This is a genomic window from Achromobacter sp. SLBN-14 (assembly GCF_006715415.1).
GTDB lineage: Bacteria > Pseudomonadota > Gammaproteobacteria > Burkholderiales > Burkholderiaceae_B > Achromobacter > Achromobacter mucicolens.
In genome coordinates, this window is the sequence record NZ_VFNE01000001.1 from 546,591 (window position 1) to 568,805 (window position 22,215).

Below are 22,215 nucleotides of genomic sequence, written 5' to 3' on the forward strand. Positions count from 1 at the left end.
TAGATTTTTTCATGCCGCGCCGGTCAGCGCTGCAGGGACTCCCAGCTTTTCATCAGGCGTTTCACCGACACGGGCATCGGCGTGCGCAGCTCCTGCGCAAAAAGCGCCACGCGCAATTCCTCGAGCAGCCAGCGGAACTCGTCCAGCCGGGGATCGGGCGCGCCCTTGAGCGCCGACCGCGCCCGCTGGTACTGCGTGACCAGCGGCGCCATTTCCGCCACCAGCTTTGCATCCCGCGCGGGATCGGCGCGCAGCTTGTCGATGCGCGCCACCGCCGCCTTCAGGTATCGCGGAAAGTGCGACAACTGCGCGTACGGGGTGTCGCGGATGAACCATTTGGGCATCAGCGCGCCCAGCTGCTGCTGCAGGTCTGCGTAGGCCGCCGCATGCGGCTTGGCCTGCGCCAGCTTGCGCTGCAGCGCCGCGTATTCCGTCAGCACCGTACCCGCCAGCCGGGCGACTTCCTGGGCCAAGAGGCCCAGCCGGCCCTTGCCCTCGGCGCGGCGCGCTTCGAACTGCTGTTCGTTCACCGGCCACGGTTCGGCCAGGCAGGCCTGCCCCAGCGCGCAATCGATGATCTGGTCGCGCAGTTCTTCCTGCGTGCCCAGCGTCATGTACAGCATGCTGATCTTGGTGAGATCGGTCAGGTTCTTTTCCAGGAACTTGACCTGTTCGCGCAGGCCCAGCCGGAAGAGCTTGAGCAGACCCGCGCGATGGTGCTTGCGCGCCTCGTCCGGATCGTCGAAGACGTCCAGGTCGCAATGCGCGCCGCGGTCCACCAGCGCCGGATAGCCGATGACGGACTGGCCCCGGCGCTTGATCTCCATGATCTCGGGCAAGGGGCCGAACGACCAGGAAGTCAGGTTTTCGTGCGCCAGCGCCTGCGCGACCTGGGTGTCGCTGGCCGCCAGCTGCTGGAAGGTGGCCTGGGCCTGCTTGCCGAACTCGGCCCGCAGTTGCGCCAGGTTGCGTCCGGCGGCCAGCATGCGGCCGTGCTCGTCCACGACGCGGAAGTTCATGAACAGATGCGCAGGCAAGGTCTCGAGCTTGAAGTCGCCCACGGCCGGACGCACCTGCACCTGATCCCACATGTCGGCGATGATCGCGTCCACCAGCCCCTGCTGCGGATCGGCCTGGCGGTCGAACCAGCGGTCGTAGAAGCCGGCGGCGTAGTCGGGCAGCGGCACGCAATGGCGGCGCAGCTTCTGCGGCAACGACTTGAGCAGCAGGTGCACCTTTTCCTTCAGCATCCCGGGCACCAGCCACTCGCAGCGCGCGGGATCGATCTGGTTCAGCGCGAAAAGCGGCACCGACAGCGTGACGCCGTCTCGCGGCGAGCCGGGTTCGAAGTGGTAGTCCAGCGCCATCGACACGCCCTGCCACTCCACCTTCTTGGGGAAGACATCGGTCGTGACGCCGGCGGCCTCGTGGCGCATCAGCTCGTCGCGCGTCAGCATCAGCTTGGCGGCGGCCGCCTTGTCCAGGCCGTTTACCCACTTTTCCAGCGACGCGGTCTGCGAAATGTCGGCGGGCAGTTGCCGGTCGTAGAACGCGTAAATGAGTTCGTCGTCGACCAGGATGTCCGGCCGGCGAGTCTGGTGTTCCAGCTTTTCGATGCCCGCGATGAGCTTGCGGTTGTGCGCGACGAATGGCAGGCGCGTGTCGATCTCGCCCGGCACCAGCGCCTGGCGGATGAAGAGTTCGCGCGCATGCGCGGGGTTCACGCGGCCGTAGTGAATGCGCCGGCCGGTGTAGATGGCCAGGCCATACAGCGTGGCGCGCTCGTTCGCCACCACCTGCCCGGCCTTCTTTTCCCAGCGCGGGTCGGACCAGTTCTTGCGGATCAGGTGCGCGCCGACCTTCTCCAGCCACACCGGATCGATGCGCGCCACGCAGCGCGCATACAGGCGGGTGGTCTCGACCAGTTCGGCTGCCATGATCCAGCGGCCGGCCTTCTTGGCCAGGCGCGAACCTGGATGGATGTGGAAACGGATATCGCGCGCGCCCAGGTAGCTGCCGCCCTCGTCGCTCTTGAAGCCGATGTTGCCCAGCAAGCCGGACAGGAGCGCCATGTGCAGCTGTTCATACGTGGCTTCGGACTGATTGACACGCCAGCCCTGCTCGCCCACCAGCGCCGCAAGCTGCGTGTGCACGTCGTGCCATTCGCGCAGGCGGATCGGCGACAGGAAGTTCTGCCGCAAGAGGCCCACCAGCTTGCGCTGCGAGGCCTTGTGCTGCACCTGCTCGCCATACCAGCGCCACAGCTTCAGGAACGAGACGAACTCGGATTTGTCGTCGCCGAACTTGGCGTGCGCGGCCTCGGCGGCCTCGCGCTCCTGCATGGGGCGGTCACGCGGATCCTGCACGGACAACGCCGAGGCGATGATCAGCATCTCGGCCAAGCACTGGTGTTCGCGCGCGGCCAGGATCATCCGGCCGATGCGCGGGTCGACCGGCAGCTTGGCCAGTTCGACGCCGGTGCGGGTCAGGACGAACGAGGCGCCCGTGCGGCCCGCATCCGCGTCGGGGTCGGCCGCCGTCGCCAGCTCAATGGCGCCCAGTTCCTGCAAGAGGTGGTAGCCGTCGGCCACCGCCCGTCCCGGCGGCGCCTCGACGAACGGAAACTGCTCGATGTCGTCAAGCTTGAGCGACTTCATCCGCAGAATCACCGAGGCCAGCGACGAACGCAGCACTTCGGGATCGGTGAAGGCGGCCCGGTTGTTGAAGTCCAGCTCGTCATAGAGCCGGATGCAGACGCCCGGCCCCACCCGGCCGCATCGGCCGGCGCGCTGGTTGGCAGAGGCGCGGCTGATGGGCTCGATGCGCAACTGCTCGACCTTGTTGCGCCACGAATAGCGCTTGATGCGGGCAAGCCCGCTGTCGACCACGAAACGGATGCCGGGCACGGTCAGCGAGGTTTCGGCCACGTTGGTGGCCAGCACGATGCGCCGCGCGTTGCCGCGCGGGCGGAAGATCTGTTCCTGCTCGGCCTGCGACAGCCGCGCAAAGAGCGGCAGAACTTCGGTGCCCGCAGGATGGCGCTTGCGCAGCGCTTCGGCCGATTCGCGGATTTCGCGTTCGCCGGGCAGGAACACCAGCACGTCGCCAGGGCCATGCCGCGCGCATTCGTCGACGGCATCGACGATGGCGTCGATCAGGTCGCGCTCTTCGTCGCCCGACATGCGCTCGCGATCGCGGCCGGCCTTGTTGGGCGCGGGCGCGTTGTCGTCGGCGGCGGGCTCTTCGCGCACGGGCCGGTAGCGCACTTCGACGGGATACAGGCGGCCGGAGACTTCGATGACCGGCGCGGGCTTGTCTTCCGAGGCGGCAAAGTGCTTGGCAAAGCGCTCGGCATCGATGGTGGCCGAGGTGATGATGAGCTTGAGGTCCGGGCGCCGCGGCAGAAGCTGCTTCAGGTAGCCCAGCAGAAAATCGATGTTCAGGCTGCGCTCGTGCGCCTCGTCGATGATGATCGTGTCGTAGCGGCGCAGAAGCGGATCGCGCTGCGATTCGGCCAGCAGGATGCCGTCCGTCATCAGCTTGATGGACGCGTTGGGCCCGGTGCGGTCGTTGAACCGAACCTGGTAGCCGACAACTTCGCCCATGGGCGTGTTCAGTTCTTCGGCGATGCGCTTGGCCACCGACGTCGCCGCCAGGCGGCGCGGCTGCGTGTGGCCGATCATCTTCTGGCGGCCGCGGCCCAGTTCCAGGCAGATCTTGGGCAGCTGGGTGGTCTTGCCCGAGCCGGTCTCGCCGCTGACGATCACGACCTGATGGCCGGCGATGGCGCGCGCGATCTCCTGCCGCCGCGCGCTGACGGGCAGGTCTTCGGGATAGGTGACGGCCGGAATGGGCCGTTCGGGACGAGGTGCGGCCACGCGGCCTTCGGGCCGGGCCCGGGCGGGTTCCCGGTTGTCTTTCCGGGATTGTTCCCCGGGCTTTTCCGCGTCGCTGGCGCGCGGCGCCGGTTGCTTCGGCGCCCGCGGGCTGGAGGATTCAGGCATGTAGGATTTATCCGATTAGCCCGCCATTATAAATTTCTGGCGGACTTCGCGCGCGCCCCCCCTGCCCAGCCCGCTTCGGGCGTCCTACAGCAGCTTGCCCGGATTCATGAGCTGGTTGGGATCGAGCGCCCGCTTGATCATCAGCATCAGGTCCATTTCGACCGGGGATTTGTAGCGGCGCAGCTCGTCGCGCCGCAACTGGCCCACGCCATGCTCGGCGCTGATGCTGCCCCCGCGCTGCGCCACCAGGTCATGCACGCGCCGGTTCAGTGCGGCGGTCAGCCGGGCATATTCGGCCGGCGCCACGTCCAGCGGCAGCAGCACGTTGTAATGCAGGTTGCCATCGCCGATGTGGCCGAAGTTGATGATGGGCAGCCCCGGAAAATCCGAGACCAGCGCCAGATCCGCTTCCTCCACAAACGCCGCCAGGCGCGAGATCGGCAGCGCGATGTCGTGCTTGACCGCCTTGCCCGCACGCACCTGCGCCTGCGAGATGCCCTCGCGCAGGCGCCACAGGGTCTGCACTTGCGTGTCGTTCATGGCGACGACGCAATCCTGGATGACGCCGGCCTCCAGCGCCGCCCCCAACGCGGCTTCCAGCAAAGCCGGCAGGCCGGCCGGTTCCGTGTCGGACAGTTCCACCAAGGCGTAATACGCGTGACGGCCGGCGAGCGGGCTGGCCGCGCCGCTGACGTGCGCCACCACCAGATCCAGGCAGCGCGCCGACATCATCTCGAACGCGGTCAGCCGTTCGCCGCAGACGCTCTGCAGGCGGCTCAGCAACCCCACGACCTGGGCGGGCGTCTCGGCCCCCACCCAGGCCGCCACGCGGCCCGCCGGCGCGGGATACAGCTTGAGCACCGCGCCGGTGATGATGCCCAGCGTGCCCTCCGAGCCGATGAACAGGCTTTTCAGGTCGTAGCCGGTGTTGTCCTTGCGCAGCCCGCGCAGGCCGTTCCAGACCCGGCCGTCCGGCAGCACCACCTCCAGTCCCAGCGCCAGGTCGCGCGTGTTGCCATAGCGCAGCACCGCGGTGCCGCCGGCATTGGTGGCCAGATTGCCGCCGATGGTGCAGCTGCCCTCCGCGCCCAGGCTAAGCGGAAAGAAGCGGCCCGCCTCGCGCGCGGCCGCCTGCACGTCGGCCAGCAGCACGCCGGCGTCGGCGCACAAGGTGTTGTTGACCGGGTCCACCTCGCGGATGCGCTTCATCCGATTCAGGCTCAGGATCACTTGCGCGCCGCTGCCGTCCGGCGTGGCGCCGCCGCTCATCCCGGTATTGCCGCCCTGCGGCACCACCGGCGTGCGCGTCTGGTGACACAGCCGCATGACCGCGGACACCTCCGTGGCGTTGCGCGGCCGCACCACCACGGGCGTGCTGCCCTGCCACTTGCCCAGCCAGTCGCGCACATAGGGCGCCTGGCCGTCGGCATCCAGCACCAGTCCGCCATCGCCCACCAGATGCGACAGCCGCTCGATCAGTTCATGGTTGCGCATGATGGCCTCAGGCGCCGTGCCAGTTCAGGCGGATGCGGCCGATCGCCATCGCCGCGGCGGCCTGGGTCGGCTCGACCACGGGCAGGCCCAGCTCGGCCTGCAACCAGCCCCGGTAGGCGGCCATGCCCGCGCAGCCCAGCACCAGCACGTCGGCCTGATGCTCGTCGCGCAGCCGCGCGCCGACATGCAGCAGGCGCTCGCGCGTGCGGGCTTCGTCGGACAGTTCCACCACGCCCAGATCCAGCGGCAGCTCGGCCGCCACGCGGCCGGCCAGGCCGATTGCGCCGAACATCCGCCCGTGACGCGGCAGCGACTGGCGCAGGATGGCGATCACGCCAACGCGCTGGCCCAGCGTCAGGGCGGTCAGCATGCCGCATTCGCTGATGCCCAGCACCGGCTTGCGGGTGGCTTCTCGCACGGCATGCAGGCCCGGATCGCTGAAGCAGGCTATGACGTAGCCGGCGGCGGCGGCGCCGTGGTCGGCGTCCAGCTTGCGCACCAGGGCGGCCAGCGGCAGGGTCACGCTTTCGACGTCCAGCTGGGTCTGCACGCCCGCGGGTCCCTCGGCCAGCGTCAGGCACCGGATGCGCGGACCACCGGCCATGCGCAGCGGTTCCAGCGCCGCGTCGAACGCGTCCGTCACGGCCTGCGTGGAGTTGGGATTGATCACAAACAGGGTCTGTTCCATTCGTCCGTCCTGGTGTTGGCGACGCGCGGGCGCGGTCCGGGGCAAGGTACGGCGCCAGTCTAGCCGCGCACGGCCTGAGCATGTATTGTCAATTTGTGCGCTGCCCTTAACCCTTTGTTATGCTCGTCGCGTCAATTCGGAGCGGGCGCGCCATGCAACTGAATCTGCGGCAAATCGAAGTCTTCCGGGCGGTGATGACCACGGGCTCGATCAGCGGGGCGGCCAAGCTGCTGTTCGTCTCGCAGCCTGCGGTCAGCCGGCTGCTGTCGCACACGGAACAGCGCCTGGGCTTCGCGCTGTTCGAACGCATCAAGGGCAGGCTCTATCCCACGCCCGAATCCCGGCAACTCTTTCGCGAAGTGGAAACCGTCTATGCGGGCGTGCGCCGCGTGGGCGAGCTGGCCTCGGAACTGTCGGAGCGGCGCAGCGGCATCCTGCACCTGGTGTCCAGCCCCAGCATCGGCCACATGCTGGTGCCGCTGACGATCTCGCGCTTTCGCGAAACGCATCCGGACGTCAAGATCACCTTCCAGCCGCTTACGCAGCAGCCCCTCACGCAGATGCTGCTGGACAACCGCGCCGAACTGGGCGTCGTGATCCTGCCGGTCCAGCACCCCAACCTGCTGACCCAGCCGATCGGGCAGGCCAGGCTGGTCTGCATCTGCCCCTACAACCATCCGCTTGCCCATCGCTCGCTGCTGTCGATCGGCGACCTGCTGCCCTATCCGCTGATTTCCTACGGCGGCGACACGCCGTTCGGGATGCTGGTCGAGCAGATGTACCACGAGGCCGGCCAGACCCGCCGGCTGGCTGTCGAAGTGAGCTCGCCGCAGAACGCGTGCTCGCTGGTGCAGGCTGGCGCGGGCATCGCGATCGTCGACGAATTTTCGGTCAAGAGCCGCACGCAAGGCGACTTCGTGGTGCGTCCGATCGACCAGGCCAAGATCCTCACGGCGAGCCTGGTGCAGTCGCGATTCGAGCCCCTGTCGCAGCTTGCGCAAGCCTTTGTGGACGTGCTGCGTCACACGCTGCAGGAGCAGGGTTTCGAGTTGTCGGCGCAGGTCCAGGCAAACCCTGCCAAGGGTAAACCTTGACTTAACCGGCTGTTATACCAAGGCAATAAAAAAGCAAGTGGAGTTCTAAAAGTTCCGCTTTAGGATGACATCGAAACGTCGTTCCCGATTTCGGTTTTCACGCATCCTGACGGAGAAAAGATGGCAGCCTCCATCGACGCCAAAGGCGTCTTCACCATTTGCCCCACGCCCTTTGACGATGCCCTGCGCGTCGATGCCGACAGCATCCGGACGCTGGTCGACTTCCTGCTGGAAACCGGCGTCACCGGCCTGGCCATCCTCGGTTTTCTCGGCGAGCTTCACAAGCTGTCGAACGCCGAGCGCAGGCTGGTCCTGGAAACCTTCGTCAAGCACACGGATGGCCGCGTGCCGGTGTGGGTCGGGGTGCGCGCCCACGGCATTGCCGGCGCCATCGAGCAGGCCCTCGAAGCCCAGGAACTGGGCGCCTCGGCCGTGTTCGCCGCACCCCTGGACAACGCCAGCGATGCGCTGCTGTTCGACTACTACAAGGCGGTGGCGGACGCCGTGAAGATTCCGGTCGTGATCCACGACTTCCCGGATTCCTTCGGCACCGAGATCCGGCCCGAGGTGGTGGCGCGCCTGGGCCGCGAAGGCGGTGTGCACATGATCAAGATGGAAGAGCCGCCGGTGGGCCAGAAGATCAGCCGCATCCGCGAACTGGTGCCCGACGCGGAGATGGCGATCTTCGGCGGATTGGGCGGCGTGTACTTCCTGGAGGAATTGCAGCGCGGCGCGGTCGGCACGATGACCGGCTTTGCGTTTCCGGAGATCCTGGTCGCCATCTACGAACGCTATGCCAGCGGCGACCACGCCGGCGCCGCCGCGATCTTCGACCGCTACTGCCCGCTGATCCGCTACGAGTTCCAGCCCAAGATCGGACTGGCGCTGCGCAAATACGTGTACCAGCGCCGCGGCGCCATCAAGAGTCATGCGTTGCGCGCACCGGGGATGCGCATCGATCCGGTCACCGCGGCCGAACTGGAAGCCACGGTCGCGCGCGTCGGATTGTCCCTGGCCGCCACCGGCCGCCAACCCGTGCAAGGCTGAAAAAGGAGCGCACGCATGGATCTGGGCATCAAGGGAAAGCACGCGCTGGTGTGCGCATCGAGCAAGGGTCTGGGCTACGCCTGCGCGCTATCGCTGGCGCGCGAAGGCGTGAATCTGGTGATGGCCGCGCGCACTGCGGCCACGCTGGACGCCGCGGCTGACGCCATCCGCCGCGAAACGGGCGCCTCGGTCGTCACGGTGGCCGCCGACGTCACCACCGAGGCCGGAAGACAGACGCTGCTTGCGGCGTGCCCCGAGCCCGACATCCTGGTCACCAACGCGGGCGGGCCCAAGCCGGGCGACTTCCGCGAATGGTCGCGCGAGGACTGGATTGCGGCGCTGGACGCCAACATGCTGACGCCGATCGCGCTGATCCGCGCCACGGTGGACGGCATGATCGCGCGCCGCTTCGGCCGCATCGTGAACATCACGTCGGCCGCCGTGAAGATGCCCATCGACATCCTGGGCCTGTCGAACGGCGCACGCGCCGGGCTGACCGGATTTGTCGCGGGACTGGCGCGCCAGACCGTGCGCCACGGCGTCACGATCAACAACCTGCTGCCCGGCCCGTTCCTGACGGACCGCCTGCGCCAGACGGCCGAGCGCGGCGCGCGCGACAGCGGCAAGACGGTGGACGACGTGCTGGCTGCGCGGCTGGCGGGCATCCCCGCGGGCCGCTATGGCGACCCCGCCGAGTTCGGCGACGCCTGCGCCTTCCTGTGCGGCGCGCGCGCCGGTTTCATGACGGGGCAGAACCTCGTGCTGGACGGCGGCATCTATCCCGGCACGCTCTGACCACACATTCGCCCGGAAACCCCTATCCATGACCGACACCGCAGCATTCGACCTGACGATCCGCAACGGCCGCATCAGCACGGCCGCCGACACCTTCCATGCCGACATCGGCGTGCGCGACGGCGTGATCGTCGCGCTGGGCCAGGGCCTGCCGCCGGGCGCGCGCGACATCGACGCCGCGGGCCGCTGGGTGCTGCCCGGCGGCATCGACAGCCACTGCCACGTCGAACAGCTGTCGGGCATGGGCATCATGTGCGCCGACGACTTCTATAGCGCAACCGTGTCCGCGGCCTTCGGCGGCACGACCACCATCATCCCCTTCGCGGCACAGCATCGCGGCAACGCGCTGCCTGAAGTCGTGGCCGACTACGCCCGCCGCGCGGCGGAAAAGGCCGTCATCGATTATGGCTTTCACCTGATCCTGTCCGACCCCACGGAACAGGCGCTCAAGCACGACCTGCCCGCGCTCATCAAGAATGGCATCACGTCTTTCAAGGTCTTCATGACCTACGACCGCCTGAAGCTGGACGACTACCAGTTGCTGGACGTGCTGGAGGTCGCCGACCGCGAGGGCGCGCTGGTCATGGTGCACGCCGAGAACAACGACATGATCCGCTGGGTGGCGCGCCGCCTGGCCGAACGTGGCATGACGGCGCCCAAGTATCACGCGGTGGCCCACACGCCGCTGGCCGAAAGCGAGGCGACGAACCGCGCCGTGACGCTGGCCCGGATGATGGATGTGCCGATCCTGATCGTGCACGTGGCCGGGCTGGAAGCCGTGCGCGTGGTGCATTCGTCGCAGGCGCTGGGGCTGCCGATCCACGCCGAAAGCTGCCCGCAATATCTGTTTCTGACGGCCGACGACATCGACGCGCCGGGACTGGAAGGCGCCAAGTTCTGCTGCAGCCCGCCCCCGCGCGATGCGGCCTCGCAAGAGGCCGTCTGGCAGGGCCTGGCCGACGGCACGCTGCAGATCTATTCGTCCGACCACGCGCCCTACCGCTTCGATGCCAGCGGCAAGCTGCCCAAGGGCGAGGCCACCACCTTCAAGGACGTGGCCAATGGCGTGCCGGGACTGGAAGTGCGCATGCCGCTGCTGTTCTCCGAAGGCGTGCTGGGCGGGCGCATTTCCATCGAACGCTTCGTCGCGCTGACCGCAGCCAATCACGCCCGCACCTACGGCCTGTATCCGCAGAAAGGCACGATCGCCGTGGGCGCGGATGCCGACATCGCCATCTGGAACCCGGAGCGCGAAGTGACGATCTCCGCATCCATGCTGCACGACAACGTCGGCTACACGCCCTACGAGGGCCGGACGGTGCGCGGCTGGCCCGAAGTGGTCATCAGCCGCGGCCGCATCGCCGTCCAGGACGGACAGTTGCACGTGGCGCGCGGCAGCGGCCGCTTCATCAAGCGCGGCACGCCGGAACCGGTCCTGCGCCAGCGCCTGACCGGCAATCCCAACGCGCTGGTGCGCAAATACTTTTCGGCCGATAGCGCCGCCTGAGTCACTGAGCAAAGGATCACGGCATGAGCAAACGTCCCTTCGGCCTGGCGGTCGCGCAGATGGGTCCGGTGCAACCCGAAGAGACCCGGCGGCAGGCGGTGGCCCGCCTGCTTGAGATGATGCGCGAGGCGCACGGACGCGGCGCGCGCATGGTGGTGTTTCCGGAACTGGCGCTGACCACCTTCTTTCCGCGCTACTGGATGACCGAAGAAGAGGCGGTGGCGCGCTACTTCGAAAAGGAGATGCCCGGCCCCGAGACCCGCGTGCTGTTCGACACCGCCCGGGAACTGGGCATCGGGTTTTATCTGGGTTATGCGGAAATCTCCTCGGACGGCCGGCGCTACAACACCAGCATCCTGGTCGACGCCAACGCGCGCATCGTCGGACGCTACCGCAAGATCCATCTGCCGGGCCACAGCGACCACAAGCCCGACGCGCCGTTCCAGCACCTGGAAAAGAAGTTCTTCGAAGTCGGCAACGACGGCTTCAATGTCTGGGAAACGCTGGGCACGCGCATCGGCATGTGCCTGTGCAACGACCGCCGCTGGACGGAGACCTGGCGCGTGCTCGCGCTGCAGGGCGCCGAGATCGTGGCGCTGGGATACAACACGCCGTCATTGAACATCCATTGGAACGAACCGGTCCACTTGCGCATGTTCCACCACCTGCTCAGTCTGCAGGCGGCCGCGTACCAGAACGCGGTCTGGGTGGCTGCCGCAGGCAAGGCCGGCAACGAGGACGGCAGCCACCTGATCGCCGGATCGGCCATCGTCGCGCCCACGGGCGAGATCGTGGCGCAGGCGCAGGGGGAGGAGGACGAGGTGATTTTCTGCCAGGCCGATCTGGCGCTGGGAGACACCTTCAAGCAGCACATCTTCAACTTCGCCGCCCACCGGCGTCCGGAACACTACGGCTTGATCCTCGAGCGCGTGGGAACCGGACCCGCCCTGGGCAAGACGCCTCTTCCCTAAAGGACCTGCCATGACCCGCCTTCTCCGCACCCTGACTTTTGCCGGCCGCTGCGGCCTCACGTTGTGCCTGGCTGGCGCCAGCCTGGCCGCGGTTGCCGCCCAGCCGCTGACCACCGGCGTGGATGCCACGTTCGCCCCGCACGCCATGCCCAAGCTGGGCGGCGGCCTGGACGGCTTCAACATCGAACTCGGCCAAGCCATCGCCAAGCAGTTGGGCACGACGATCAAGATCGAGGGCACCGAATACGCGGCGCTGATTCCGGGGCTGAACGCCAAGAAGTACGACTTCGTGCTGGCGCCCACCACGGCCACCGAGGAACGCGCCCGCGCCCTGCTGTTTTCCGAAGGCTACCTGAACACGGACTACACCTTCGTGATCGGCAAGAACGGCAAGGAAATCAAAGGGCTGGATGACCTGAAGGGCCGCAAGCTGGCGGTCAACAAGGGGTCGGCCTACGAGAACTGGGCGCGCGACAACGCCGCCAAGTACGGCTTCACGTATGACGTATACGCCTCCAACGCCGACGCTGTGCAGGCCGTGCAGGCCGGCCGCGCGGACGCCAACCTGGCGGGCAACACCGTGGCGGCGTGGGCGGCCAAGCAGAACCCCGCGGTGCGCACCAGCTACACGATCAAGACGGGCCTGGTGTGGGCGCTGGCGTTCCGGCTGGACGACCAGGCGGGCCGCGACCGCGTGTCGATGGCGCTCAAGTGCCTCAAGCAGGACGGCACGGTGTCCAAGCTGGCGCAGAAGTGGTTCGGCTTCACGCCTGCCCCGGGCTCCGCGGCGGTCACGGTGACGCCGGGCCAGGGCGTGCCGGACCTGCCGGGCTACGACGCCAAGCCGGTCGAGCTGCGCTGCAGCTGATTTTCCGGCGCACCGCCAACGACAGGGGGGAAAGCCGCCACGCGGCCTCCTGCCCGCGCTTTGAGGAGCTTTCAATGGAAACGCCGATCCTGAAAATCGCCGGGCTGCACAAGTCCTATGGCGACAACGCGGTCCTGAAAGGGATCGACCTGGACGTGGGCAAGGGCGAGCTGGTCTTCATGATCGGCCCGTCCGGCTCGGGCAAGAGCAGCCTGTTGCGCTGCTGCAACCGGCTGGAGGAGCCGACTGCCGGCAGCATCCACGTCGACGGAGAGGAAATCACCGCCCCCGCGGCCGAGCTGAACCGCATCCGCCAGAACATCGGCATGGTGTTCCAGCACTTCAACCTGTACCGCCACATGTCCGTGCTGTCGAACATCACGCTGGCGCTGCGCAAGGTGCAGAAGCTGGCGCGTGCCGAGGCCGACCGCCGCGGCATGGAGGCGCTGGACCGCGTGGGGCTGGCCGACAAGGCAAAAGCCTATCCCGACCAGTTATCCGGCGGCCAGCAGCAGCGCGTGGGCATCGCGCGTTCGCTGGCGCTGCGGCCCAAGGTGGTGCTGTTCGACGAGCCGACCAGCGCGCTGGACCCGGAGCTGGTGGGGAGCGTGCTGAACGTGATGCGTGAACTCAAGCGCGACGGGATGACGATGATGGTGGTCAGCCACGAAATGGGCTTTGCCCGCGCGGCGGCCGACCGGGTCGTGTTCATGGACGGCGGGGTGATCGTCGAACAAGGCCCGCCACAGGACGTCTTCGGCGCCCCCCGACAACCCCGCACGCAGGCCTTCCTGGCCAGCATGGCGGAACATGCCGCGTAACGCGGTTTGAAGAGTGCGCCATGGATCTGAATGCCCTGCTGTTCTCGTTCTTCAATGCGGAAGTCGCCTGGCGCTACCTGCCCGACATCCTGGCCGGCATGTGGGTCACGCTGCAACTGGGCGTGGCCGTGGCCGCGACAGGCGTGGCGCTCGGCCTGGTCCTGGCCGTGGTGCGCGCGCTGCGCATCCGGCCGGTCAATTTCCTGATCATCTGCTTTGCCGACATCCTGCGCGCGCTGCCGCCGCTGGTGGTGATCATGGTGCTGTTCTTCGCGTTCCCGTACATCAACCTGTCGATGTCGGCGTTCATGGCGTGCTGGCTGTCGCTGTCGCTGGTGCTGGCCGCTTTTGCCGAGGAAATCTTCTGGGCGGGCATCCTGTCCGTGCCGCGCGGCCAGGCCGAGGCGGCGCGCTCGACGGGGCTGAACTGGCTGCAGAGCATGGTGTATGTGGTGATGCCGCAGGCCATGCGGCTGACGGTCGCGCCGCTGACCAATCGCGTCATCGCCATCACCAAAAGCACCGCGCTGGGCTCTGTCGTGGGCTTGAGCGAAGTGCTCAACAACGCGCAATCGGCCAGCAGCAATGCGGGCAACGCCACGCCGCTGACCTTGGCCGCGGTGGCGTGCCTGCTGATCTTTTTGCCCGTGGTCGTGCTGGGGCGCTGGACCGAAACGCGCTTCAAGTGGAAGCACTGACGGGAAGCACTGCGCGAACGCATCTTTACGAATACATACCGGGCGGGAAGCGAAGCTGATCACACCTGCCCGGCACAACAAGGGAGCCCCGAACGGGCCCCAAACGGGCCCCAGGGGAACCGCATGGACGAAATCCTGCAGAATTTCTTCAACCTGAACATCTATGTCAACGTCGCGCCGTACCTCTTGCAGGGCCTGGGCCGCACGCTGATGCTGTCAGCCATGGTGATTCCCGTGGGGCTGGCCTCGGGGCTGCTTATCGGGGTGCTGTCGGTCACGCTCAAGGCGCGCTGGTCGCGCGTGCTGCTGGCCATCTACATCGACTTCTTTCGCGCCCTGCCGCCGCTGGTGCTGCTGATCTTCATCTACTTCGGCGCGCCGTTCCTGGGGCTGGACCTGCCCAAATTGCTGGCGGTGGCCGTGGGCTTCATGCTGAACAACTCGTCCTACTACGGCGAGGTCTTTCGCGCCGGCCTGGAAAGCGTGCAGCGCGGCCAGATCGAGGCGGCGCGGTCCACCGGCCTGTCGGCCTGGCAAACGATGTGGCACGTCCAGATCCCGCAGGCCACGCGAAATGTCATGCCCGACCTCATCAGCAACACGCTCGAAGTGGTCAAACTGACCACGCTGGCCAGCGCCGTGGCGCTGCCCGAGCTGCTTCGGGTGGCCCGCGACGCCCAGTCGCTCGTCTACAACCCGTCGCCCATCGTGCTGGCGGCGCTTTTCTACCTGGCGCTGCTGTGGCCAGTGGTGCGGCTGCTCAGCCGGCTGGAACACCGCCAGCTGTCGCGGCATTGACGCGCGCCTTGCGGTCGGCTCGCCTGCCGGAACCGCAAAGCGCGACCGCCTGTGGGGTGCCCGCAACAACGCGCGCCGCGCCCGCCGTGGGCGCGGCAGGCGCGAGCCCTATAATTCCGCCTAGCGCCGCCTCCGGGGCGGTGCTCTGCGCATGGCCCCTCGGCCCGCGCCGTCCCGCGACCCATAGGATCTTAAGCAACACACATCATGCCCGACCTGGAACTAGACACCGTCTCCGCCCTTGAAGCCCCTGAATTCGCCGCCGCGCAATTTGTGCGATGGTTCCGAGACGTGGCCCCCTACGTGCATGCGTTCCGAGGCAAGACCTTCGTGGTGGCGTTTGGCGGCGAACTGGTGCAGGCCGGCGCGCTGAACGCCCTGGTCCAGGATCTGTCCCTGCTCTCGTCGCTGGGCATCCGGCTGGTGCTGGTGCATGGCTCGCGGCCCCAAGTCAACGAGCAACTGCGCCTGAAAGGCTACACGCAGCAGTTCGACCGGGGCCTGTCCCCCACCGACGCCGCCGCGCTTGAGTGCGCCAAGGAAGCCGCCGGCGAGATCCGCCTGGACATCGAGGCCGCGTTCAGCCAGGGGCTGCCCAACACGCCCATGTCGCACGCGCACATCCGCGTCATCTCCGGCAATTTCGTCACCGCGCGCCCGGCGGGCGTGCTGGACGGCGTGGACTACAAGCACACCGGCCAGGTGCGCAAGATCGACGTGGAAGCGCTGAAATTCGCCATCGAGAAAGGCTCGTCGGTCGTGCTGCTGTCGCCGCTGGGTTTCTCGCCCACGGGCGATGCCTTCAATCTGGCGATGGAAGACCTGGCCACCAGCGTGGCCGTGGGACTGCGCGCCGAAAAGCTGATCTTCCTGTCCAGTTCGCAAGGCGTGCTGAACGACGACGGCACGCTGGACACCGAACTGGCGCGTGTGGATGCCGACGCCCTGCTGGCGGCCGGCGAGCTGGACGAAGAGACCCATTCCTTCCTGCAATACGCCTCGCTCGCGGTCAAGCGCGGCGTGGCGCGCGCCCACCTGCTGCCGTTCCAACTGGACGGCAGCGTGCTGCTCGAGATCTTCACCCACGACGGCGTGGGCACCATGGTCGTCGAGGACACGCTGGACGACCTGCGCCCGGCCACCATCGACGACGTGGGCGCCATCCTCAGCCTCATCGAGCCGCTGGAAGCCGACGGCACGCTGGTGCCGCGCCCGCGCAGCGTGGTCGAGCGCGACGTCGAAAACTTCACCGTGCTGGAGCACGACGGCGTCATCTACGGCTGCGCGGCGCTGCATGACTTTCACGAGGAGCAGATGGCCGAAATGGCCTGCCTGATCGTGCACCCGGAATGGCAAGGCTCGGGCGAGGGCGAAATCCTGCTGCGCCACATGGAGTCGCGCGCCCGCGCGCTGGGCGCCAAGCGGCTGTTCGTGCTGACCACCCGCACCTCGCACTGGTTCATCAAGCGCGGTTTCGTGCAGGGCGGCATCACCGACCTGCCCCGCGAAAAGCAGACCAACTACAACCGTTCCCGCAACAGCCTGGTCTTCATCAAGAAGCTCTGAGACCGGCCTGCGGGGCCATTCCGCCGCCAGCGGAAGGGGCTTGGCGCCCGACGCACGCCAAGCCCGCTAAAATGACGCGTTATTCATTTTTCCGGCAGCGAACCATGGCCCGTATCGTCAACTGTGTGAAACTGAAGCGTGAAGCCGAAGGACTGGACTACCCGCCCTATCCCGGTGAACTCGGCACCCGCATCTGGCAAAGCATTTCCAAGGAAGCCTGGGAAGACTGGAAAGGCGTGCAGACCCGCCTGGTGAACGAAAACCGCCTGAACCTGGCCGACGCCCGCGCACGCAAGTACCTGCAGCAGCAAATGGAACGCTACCTGTTCGAAGACGGCAGCGTCGAAGCCGACGGCTACGTTCCGCCCTCGGCCTGATCCGGCCCGCCCCCGCCGCGCCCACAGGCGCGCGGCTTGGCAAAGCCCCTCGCATGCGAGGGGCTTTGTTTTTGCGGCACGCCGGCATCCGTCCTGCCCGAGTGTCTTCCGAGCGTCAATCGCGCACCGGCCAAGGCCTTAAGATTCAAAGAATGCCGACCGTATTAAAGCTGTCATGAAAGAAGAATCGCGCCCGTCCATCAGTCCCGACCCGTCCCCTGTCATCGCGCGTGCCTTGCAGATCGAACCCGACCGCAAGACCGGCACGCTGCAAGATGTGCGCCACGTCGTGATCCTGATGCAGGAAAACCGGTCCTTCGACCATTACTTCGGCACGCTGCCCGGCGTGCGCGGGTTCGCGGATCCGCATCCCGCGCCCACCCGCGCGGGCACGGTGATGACGCAGACCGATGGCCAGGCGCGCTGCCGCCCCTACGATCTGCAGGCGGAGGTTCCCAGCGACAAGCCCGTCGGCTACATCACGCCGCATACCTGGGACGATTCGCAGCGCGCCTGGAACGACGGCCGCATGGACCAATGGCTGTCCGCCAAGAGCCGGCTGGGGCTGGGCGTCTACCGCAGCGCCGACGTGCCGTTTCAGACCGCCCTGGCCAACGCCTTCACGCTGTGCGATGCCTATCACTGCTCGATCCAGGCAGGCACCAATCCGAACCGGCTGTTCCTGTGGACCGGGACGAACGATCCGCTGGGCGCGGCCGGCGGACCCGCGCTGGTCAACACCTTTGACCGGCTGGGCCCTGCGGGCGAAGGCTACGCCTGGACCACGTACCCCGAGCGTCTGCAGGACGCAGGCGTGGACTGGCGCATCTACCAGGACATGGCGGACAACTACAACGACAATCCGCTCGCGGGATTCCGGCAGTACCGGCGGCAACATGAGGGCAGCGCCGGGGACGCGCCGCTGCGCGACCGCGCGCTGGCCACCCGCACGCTGGACGACCTGGCGCGCGATGTAGCGCAGGGCACGCTGCCCGCCGTCTCGTGGATCATCGCGCCCACGGCCGACTCGGAGCATCCCGAAGTCTCCTCGCCCCGGCGAGGCGGCGCCTATACCGAGCGCGTGCTGGACATCCTGACGTCCAGTTCCGACACCTGGAGCCGGTGCGTGCTGTTCGTCACCTACGACGAAAACGATTGCTTCTTTGACCACATGCCCCCGCCCGCGCCGCCGGCGCGACATCCGGACGGCGAGTCGGGCGGCCTGTCGACCGTGGAGCTGGACGGCGAATACCACGACGCGCGGCAGGGTCCCAGCGCGTCCACGGCCGACGATCCGGCCGGCATGCACGGACGCGCCTTCGGCCTGGGCCCGCGCGTGCCGATGCTGGTGGTATCGCCCTGGAGCCGCGGCGGGTGGGTCAATTCGCAGGTGTTCGACCACACCTCGGTCATCCGATTTCTGGAAATGCGGTTCGGCGTGGCCGAACCCAACATCAGCGCTTGGCGGCGCTCGGTGGCCGGCGACCTGACGACGGCATTCGATTTCGCTGGCGACCGGAATTCGCATCACCCGGACAGCAACCGCCACACCTGTCCCCTGCCCTACACGCTGGAGGCCGTGGGCCAGATGGCGGCCGACGGCGAACACTACCGCCTGACGCTGCGCAATCCGGGCAGCGCGGGCGCCGTGTTGCACGTGTACGATCGGCTCGCGCTGGCGCGCGCGCCCCGGCGCTACACGGTCGGTGCGGGCGCGCGCCTGGACGACGGCTGGAAGCTGGGCGCGGACCGCAGGTACGACCTCTGGCTGTTGGGCCCGGACGGCTTTCACCGGCAGTTCCGCGGCGATGCGCGCGATGCGGGCACGCTGGAAGCGCAACTGGTGCCTGTCACCTCGGGCCTGCGCCTGCGGCTCGTGAACCACGGCGACGAGCCGCAACCGGTGCGGGTGGAATCGCAGATGAACGATGGCTGGCGCGCGATGGCGCACGTACCTGCGGGCGGCGCGGTCGAACTCAAGTACGCGGGTTGCGAGGGCTGGTACGACCTGGAAGTCAGTGCGCCGGCCATGCCGGTCTTTGGACGCCGGCTGGCGGGCCGCATCGACGGCGGCAAGCCGGGTGTGCCGGATCCCCGGCTGTGCCAGGGAGCGGCGCTGCCGCTGTGAAGCGGCAGCCGGTCTTGCCGTTTACTGGTCCGAGGTGTCCTCGGATTCTTCTTCGCCGCGCGCCAGGCGCTCGGTGTTCTTCACGCCGGTGTGGCGCACGTCGGCGCCCTTGACCATGTAGATCACGCGTTCGGACATGTTCTTGGCGTGGTCGCCAATGCGTTCGAGCGCGCGCGCGATGAAGATCATGTCGATGGCGCGCGAGATCGTGCGCGGGTCTTCGATCATGTACGTGATCAGGTGGCGCAGCGCGCCCTTCCATTCCTTGTCGACTTCCTTGTCGCTGCGCACGACGGCGGCAGCCTGGATGGGGTCGAGGCGGGCGAACGCGTCAAGCGCCTGGTGCAGCATGTTGCGCACGTTGGCGGCCATGTGGCGCAGTTCGATCACGGGAATGTGGCGCAGTTCGCCTTCGTGGACGCGGCGGGCGACGGTGGCGACCTTCTCGGCCTCGTCGCCGGAGCGTTCCATGTCGGTCAGCATCTTGGACACGGCCATCAGCATGCGCAGGTCGATGGCGGTGGGCTGATGCCGGGCCAGGATGCGGCTGATGCTCTCGTCGATCTCAACTTCGTGGCGGTTGACTTCCTTTTCCCGCTCGCGCACCTTTTCAACCAGCGTCATGTCGCCGCTGGCCAGCGCATCGATCGCCTCCTGGATCATGGCTTCCACCACGCCGCCCATTTGCAAGAATTGCGAACGGACGCTTTCCAGATCGGCGTCGAACTGCTTGTTTGTATGCTCCGTCATCCGGGCTCCCTGCGTGGTTGATCTCATTGCATTGCCCCGAAGTTGAGAGAAGTTACGAGATGGGCCTGCACAACCGGCAAGGTTATGACCCAAGTGTGACAGGATTATGAATGGCGGCCCCGCCCCCCGCAAGGCGGTTCGGCGGGACCAGCCTTGGCCGCCGGAATCAGGCGCGGCGGTCCAGGCGGCGGATGCCGTTCTGGGTGGCCAGCAGGGCCACGTCGGCGCCGGACAACGCAAACAGGCCGCAGGTCACCACGCCCGGCAGGTTGTTGACGATGGCTTCGAACGCGGGTGCGTCCGAGAGGGTGAGGCCCGACACGTCCAGGATGATGTTGCCGTTGTCGGTGACAAAGCCGTCGCGCAGGCGGGGCTGGCCGCCCAGCGCGGTCAGCGCGCGGGCCACGGACTCGCGCGCCATCGGGATGACCTCGAGCGGCAGCGGGAACTTGCCCAGCGTCTGCACCAGCTTGGATTCATCGGCGATGCAGATGAAGCGCTCGGCCACCGAGGCCACGATCTTCTCGCGCGTAAGCGCCCCGCCGCCGCCCTTGATCATGTGCAGGTCGGCGTTGATCTCGTCGGCGCCGTCCACGTAGATGGGCATGGTCGAGACGTCGTTCAGGTCCAGCACTTTGAGGCCGTGGCCGGCAAGGCGCGCCGCGCTGCGCTCGGAGCTGGCGACCGTTCCGCCGATGCGGCCCTTGAATCGCGCCAGGCCGTCGATGAACAGGTCGGCGGTGGAACCGGTGCCCACACCGATGATGACGTCCGGGCCGGCGACCTGTTCGACGAATTCCAGGGCCGCGTCGGCGGCTTGCTGCTTGAGTTCTTGCTGGGAGAGCATGGCGGTAGAAGTGCGGAAAAGTTGCTTGAGCCGGGAAATTTAGCATGCGGCGATGGCGGGCCAGGCGCGCGCCAGGATCGCCGGCGTGGCGACGCCCGGCGTGTCGACGCCAGATGTATCGTCTCCCGCGCCCAGTTCGCCGAACATGCCGCCCGTCTCCCGCAGGCGGCTGGCGACGAAGGCCTGCGACACGGCGGCGGGCGCGTGCTCGATGAGCAGCGCGGCCTGCCACAGGCGCGCCAGCCCGGCGGCGATGCGGCGCGCGTGGAATTGCGCGTGCTCGCCATCCGCCAACATGGCGCGCCAACGCGCCAGCGCCGCGTCGAAATCCTGGTACTGCCCTGCGGCGCGGGCCAATTCGGCCTCCAGCGCCGGCAGCGCATCGGGTTCGCGTTGCAGCGCCCGCAGCACGTCCAGCGCCATGACATTGCCCGAGCCTTCCCAGATCGAATTGACGGGCGTTTCGCGGTAAAGGCGCGGCATCGGGCCTTCCTCGACGTAACCGTTGCCGCCCCAGACCTCCATGCACTCGGCCACGGCGGCAACCGCGCGCTTGCAGACCCACAGCTTGGCGGCCGGCGTGCCCACGCGCACCAGCGCGCGCGCGCCCGCGTCGGCGCGCTCGTCCACGGCACGCGCCAGACGCAGCGCCAGGACCATGGCCGCTTCGCTTTCCAGCGCCAGGTCGGTCAGCACATTGCGCATCAGCGGCTGTTCGACCAGCGGCTTGCCGAAGGCCTGGCGGTGCAGCGCGTGGTGCGCCGACTGCGCCAGCGCGTGGCGCAGCAGCGCCGCGCTGCCGAGCACGCAGTCCAGCCGCGTGGTGCCCGCCATCTCCAGCAGCACCGACAGGCCACGGCCGGGCTCGCCGACCATCACGCCCCAGGCATCCTCGAATTCGACTTCCGAGCTGGCGTTGCTCCAGTTGCCCAGCTTGTCCTTCAACCGCCGCACGCGCACCGCGTTGCGCGGGCCATCCGGTATCCAGCGCGGAACGAAAAAGCAGCTCAGCCCCTCGTCGGTCTGCGCCAGCACCAGATGGGCGTCGGCCTGCGGCACCGAAAAGAACCATTTGTGCCCAACGAGCTGATACGCGCATCCGCGGCCGGGCGCACCCAGCGGCATGGCGCGCGTGGTGACCGCGCGCAGGTCCGAACCGCCCTGCTTTTCGGTCATGCCCATGCCGATCAGCGCGCTGCGCTTGGCGGCAAGCGGCGCGTCGCTGCCATCGAACTCCCGCGCGTACAGGGCCGGCAGCCACTGGCCGGCAAAGTCCACCACGCCGGCGGGCTCGCGTTGCAGCAGCGGCACGGCGGCAAAAGTCATGGTGGTGGGGCATAGCGTGCCGGCCTCGACCTGCCCCTGCATCAGATAGGCAGCCGCGCGCGCCACCTGCGCGCCCGGCGCGGGCTGCATCCACGCGCGGCTATGCAGGCCGCGCGCCATGATGCCGCTCATCAGCACGTTCCAGGCGGGGTGGAATTCGACGCGGTCCACGCGATGACCGGCCCGGTCGTAGCTGACCAGGCGGGGCGGACAGCGGTTGGCCTCGGCGCCGGCGGCCAGCGTCTGCGCCCGGCCCAACCAGGCGCCGTGCGCGGCAAGATCGCCCGCCCAGGCCTCGGCGCCCTCGCGCCGCACGGCCTCGCGCAGCGCCGGATCGGTGTCGTACAGGGAATAGTCTTCCAGGGGCGGCACCTGGTTGAACACGGTATGCGTCGCGAACGATGACATGCGATCTCCCTGGTTTGGCCGGCCGGCG

18 protein-coding genes are annotated in these 22,215 nt (G+C 67.7%); 12 read left to right on the top strand and 6 right to left on the bottom strand.

The window, feature by feature from the left end; genetic code table 11:
- Positions 1-23 precede the first annotated feature (23 nt).
- The 3 genes from hrpA to FBY20_RS02460 all read right to left on the bottom strand — a co-directional run bounded on the left by hrpA (position 24) and on the right by FBY20_RS02460 (position 6,186).
- A complete protein-coding gene (gene hrpA / locus FBY20_RS02450; RefSeq protein ID WP_255452214.1) occupies positions 24-4,004 on the bottom strand; it encodes an ATP-dependent RNA helicase HrpA in 3,981 nt (1,326 codons plus the stop codon).
- Positions 4,005-4,088: 84 nt separating this feature from the next.
- Positions 4,089-5,498, bottom strand: coding sequence for an FAD-binding oxidoreductase (locus tag FBY20_RS02455; RefSeq protein WP_142049791.1), 1,410 nt, complete (start codon positions 5,496-5,498; stop codon positions 4,089-4,091).
- 7 nt (positions 5,499-5,505) lie between these two features.
- Entirely contained in the window at positions 5,506-6,186 is a 681-nt protein-coding gene (locus FBY20_RS02460; protein WP_056320180.1) for an aspartate/glutamate racemase family protein, read from the bottom strand.
- Positions 6,187-6,338: 152 nt separating this feature from the next.
- On the opposite strand from FBY20_RS02460, the gene FBY20_RS02465 reads away from it, so the two are divergent.
- The 12 genes from FBY20_RS02465 to FBY20_RS02520 all read left to right on the top strand — a co-directional run bounded on the left by FBY20_RS02465 (position 6,339) and on the right by FBY20_RS02520 (position 18,856).
- Positions 6,339-7,280, top strand: coding sequence for a LysR substrate-binding domain-containing protein (locus tag FBY20_RS02465; RefSeq protein WP_056320178.1), 942 nt, complete (start codon positions 6,339-6,341; stop codon positions 7,278-7,280).
- Between the two features lie 120 nt (positions 7,281-7,400).
- On the top strand, positions 7,401-8,327 hold the full coding sequence (locus FBY20_RS02470; protein ID WP_142049794.1) for a dihydrodipicolinate synthase family protein: 927 nt from the start codon (positions 7,401-7,403) through the stop codon (positions 8,325-8,327).
- A 15-nt stretch (positions 8,328-8,342) separates the two neighbouring features.
- On the top strand, positions 8,343-9,122 hold the full coding sequence (locus FBY20_RS02475; protein WP_142049797.1) for an SDR family oxidoreductase: 780 nt from the start codon (positions 8,343-8,345) through the stop codon (positions 9,120-9,122).
- Between the two features lie 28 nt (positions 9,123-9,150).
- Positions 9,151-10,629, top strand: a complete 1,479-nt coding sequence (hydA, locus tag FBY20_RS02480) for a dihydropyrimidinase (RefSeq protein WP_142049800.1) — start codon at positions 9,151-9,153, stop codon at positions 10,627-10,629.
- 23 nt (positions 10,630-10,652) lie between these two features.
- A complete protein-coding gene (locus FBY20_RS02485; protein ID WP_142049803.1) occupies positions 10,653-11,600 on the top strand; it encodes an N-carbamoyl-D-amino-acid hydrolase in 948 nt (315 codons plus the stop codon).
- 10 nt (positions 11,601-11,610) lie between these two features.
- Positions 11,611-12,468 carry a transporter substrate-binding domain-containing protein gene (locus FBY20_RS02490; RefSeq protein WP_062838416.1) on the top strand — a complete coding sequence of 286 codons (858 nt, stop codon included), beginning with the start codon at positions 11,611-11,613 and terminating at the stop codon, positions 12,466-12,468.
- A gap of 74 nt (positions 12,469-12,542) precedes the next feature.
- Complete coding sequence (locus tag FBY20_RS02495; RefSeq protein WP_056320163.1) at positions 12,543-13,289, top strand: amino acid ABC transporter ATP-binding protein; 747 nt, start codon at positions 12,543-12,545, stop codon at positions 13,287-13,289.
- A 20-nt stretch (positions 13,290-13,309) separates the two neighbouring features.
- Entirely contained in the window at positions 13,310-13,987 is a 678-nt protein-coding gene (locus FBY20_RS02500; protein WP_062838417.1) for an amino acid ABC transporter permease, read from the top strand.
- 123 nt (positions 13,988-14,110) lie between these two features.
- Complete coding sequence (locus tag FBY20_RS02505) at positions 14,111-14,785, top strand: amino acid ABC transporter permease (RefSeq protein ID WP_142049806.1); 675 nt, start codon at positions 14,111-14,113, stop codon at positions 14,783-14,785.
- 207 nt (positions 14,786-14,992) lie between these two features.
- The gene (gene argA, locus FBY20_RS02510) at positions 14,993-16,351 is read left to right on the top strand and encodes an amino-acid N-acetyltransferase (RefSeq protein ID WP_142049809.1); all 1,359 of its coding nucleotides are present in this window, start codon (positions 14,993-14,995) and stop codon (positions 16,349-16,351) included.
- Between the two features lie 104 nt (positions 16,352-16,455).
- Positions 16,456-16,728, top strand: a complete 273-nt coding sequence (locus FBY20_RS02515; RefSeq protein WP_056320154.1) for an oxidative damage protection protein — start codon at positions 16,456-16,458, stop codon at positions 16,726-16,728.
- 175 nt (positions 16,729-16,903) lie between these two features.
- A complete protein-coding gene (locus FBY20_RS02520; RefSeq protein ID WP_142049812.1) occupies positions 16,904-18,856 on the top strand; it encodes a phosphocholine-specific phospholipase C in 1,953 nt (650 codons plus the stop codon).
- A gap of 21 nt (positions 18,857-18,877) precedes the next feature.
- On the opposite strand, the gene phoU is transcribed toward FBY20_RS02520, so the two are convergent.
- The 3 genes from phoU to FBY20_RS02535 all read right to left on the bottom strand — a co-directional run bounded on the left by phoU (position 18,878) and on the right by FBY20_RS02535 (position 22,187).
- Positions 18,878-19,606, bottom strand: a complete 729-nt coding sequence (phoU, locus tag FBY20_RS02525; protein ID WP_056320149.1) for a phosphate signaling complex protein PhoU — start codon at positions 19,604-19,606, stop codon at positions 18,878-18,880.
- A 166-nt stretch (positions 19,607-19,772) separates the two neighbouring features.
- Positions 19,773-20,453 carry a ribose-5-phosphate isomerase RpiA gene (gene rpiA, locus FBY20_RS02530; RefSeq protein ID WP_056320147.1) on the bottom strand — a complete coding sequence of 227 codons (681 nt, stop codon included), beginning with the start codon at positions 20,451-20,453 and terminating at the stop codon, positions 19,773-19,775.
- Between the two features lie 39 nt (positions 20,454-20,492).
- Positions 20,493-22,187 carry an isovaleryl-CoA dehydrogenase gene (locus FBY20_RS02535; RefSeq protein WP_142049815.1) on the bottom strand — a complete coding sequence of 565 codons (1,695 nt, stop codon included), beginning with the start codon at positions 22,185-22,187 and terminating at the stop codon, positions 20,493-20,495.
- Between the last annotated feature and the right edge of the window lie 28 nt (positions 22,188-22,215).